The 1,452-nt window shown below is 57.0% G+C and carries 1 protein-coding gene; it reads left to right on the top strand.

Features of this window, described 5'->3' with window-relative positions; genetic code table 11:
- Nucleotides 1-87 precede the first annotated feature (87 nt).
- Nucleotides 88-1,311 carry an IS91 family transposase gene (locus tag B9Y90_RS26100; protein ID WP_085543172.1) on the top strand — a complete coding sequence of 408 codons (1,224 nt, stop codon included), beginning with the start codon at nucleotides 88-90 and terminating at the stop codon, nucleotides 1,309-1,311.
- Nucleotides 1,312-1,452: the final 141 nt, after the last annotated feature.

Here is a 1,452-nt window from a genome sequence, read left to right as displayed (position 1 = left end):
GAACGGTAGCACGCCTACGGCGTGAGCTCGTCTGCTTCGCAGCCGAAGTCCTTTCCACCCTCATCGCCGTATTTTATACTGGCTTTCATGTACATACCGCGACCCGCAAAGCTATTGTTCCAGCACGATGAGGGCTGGGAACGCTTCCTCGAGAAAAATGGTCACCAGCTCAGCGACTGGACCAAACTCTCCGTCGAGCGCATGCTCGCCTGCGGGACTTGCGCCATGGGCGTTCGCCGCTATTGCTGCAGCTCACCTGACTGTACTCACTCACGCTTTCTCTGTCAGAGCTGCAAATCCAAAGCTTGCAGCAGTTGCGGCCTCAAAGGAACCGAGCAATGGATCGCCGAACAGCAGCACATCCTGCCCGACTGCGACTGGCAACATATCACCTTCACCATGCCGCACTTGCTGTGGCCGTTCTTCAATAACAACTGGCCGTTGCTCAACGACCTGTTTCGCTGTGCGACCCGCGCCATGCTCAGGCACGCGCGCAAGCTGGGTATTGAAGTCGGTATTTTCTGCGCACTTCACACCTACGGGCGCCAGCTCAATCAGCATCCGCACATCCACGTCTCCATTACCCGTGGCGGTCTCGATGTCAAACACGCCGTCTGGCGCGATCTGTTTTTCAAAAAACAGCAGGTTGAAGCCATCTGGCGCGGTGCCGTCATCCGTCTGCTGCGCGCCAGCTATCAGCGCGTTAACCCGGCTTCCCTGCCGGGTCATGGCCACATCCGCGATGAAAAACAGTGGAAGCGCTACCTGCAGGCGCAATACCAGCGGCACTGGAAGGTGCACTTCGCCAAAAAGACCCGCGGGGCCTGGCGCAGCGTGAAATATCTGGGCCGGTACCTGAAACGGCCGCCGGTGGCGGCGTCCCAACTGCGGCATTACCGTGGTGGCGCAGTCGTTCACCAGTATTACGACCACAAAACCCAGCAACCCAAACGCCAGAAGCTGACGCAGGAGGAGATGCTGTGGCGTTACGTCAGCCATATCCCGTCCCGACACTTTAAAATGGTGCGCTACTACGGCTTCCTGGCCAACCGTAAACGCGGCACGCTGCTGCCCAGGGTCTACGACGCGCTGGATATGACACCGCGTGAGAAACCACAGAAGCCGGGCTTCGCAGTGCTGATGAAAGCCTTCCTGGGCACCGATCCGTACCAGTGCATCCTGTGCAAAAACCCGCTGCGTTTTGCAGGCGCCGTGGCGGGTGAGCACGCGACAAAACTGTTGTCCGCCAGGCTGCATCGGATGGAGAAAAAACGACGGCTTCTGACGCCGGCTCTGGATAAGTGCGCCTGAAAAATGAGTTTTAGATTAAAAACACGGCCAAACTGGTGTTTTTATACATTAACACGCAAAAGTACCCACCACATGCGGATCGCCATCGCTACAATTCATGGTTAGGAACCTCTAAAAGAGTCGATTGAGCTTCCTAACCAT

Source organism: Cedecea sp. NFIX57, assembly GCF_900177785.1.
GTDB lineage: Bacteria > Pseudomonadota > Gammaproteobacteria > Enterobacterales > Enterobacteriaceae > Cedecea > Cedecea neteri_C.
This window is presented reverse-complemented; position numbering and strand designations above follow the sequence as displayed.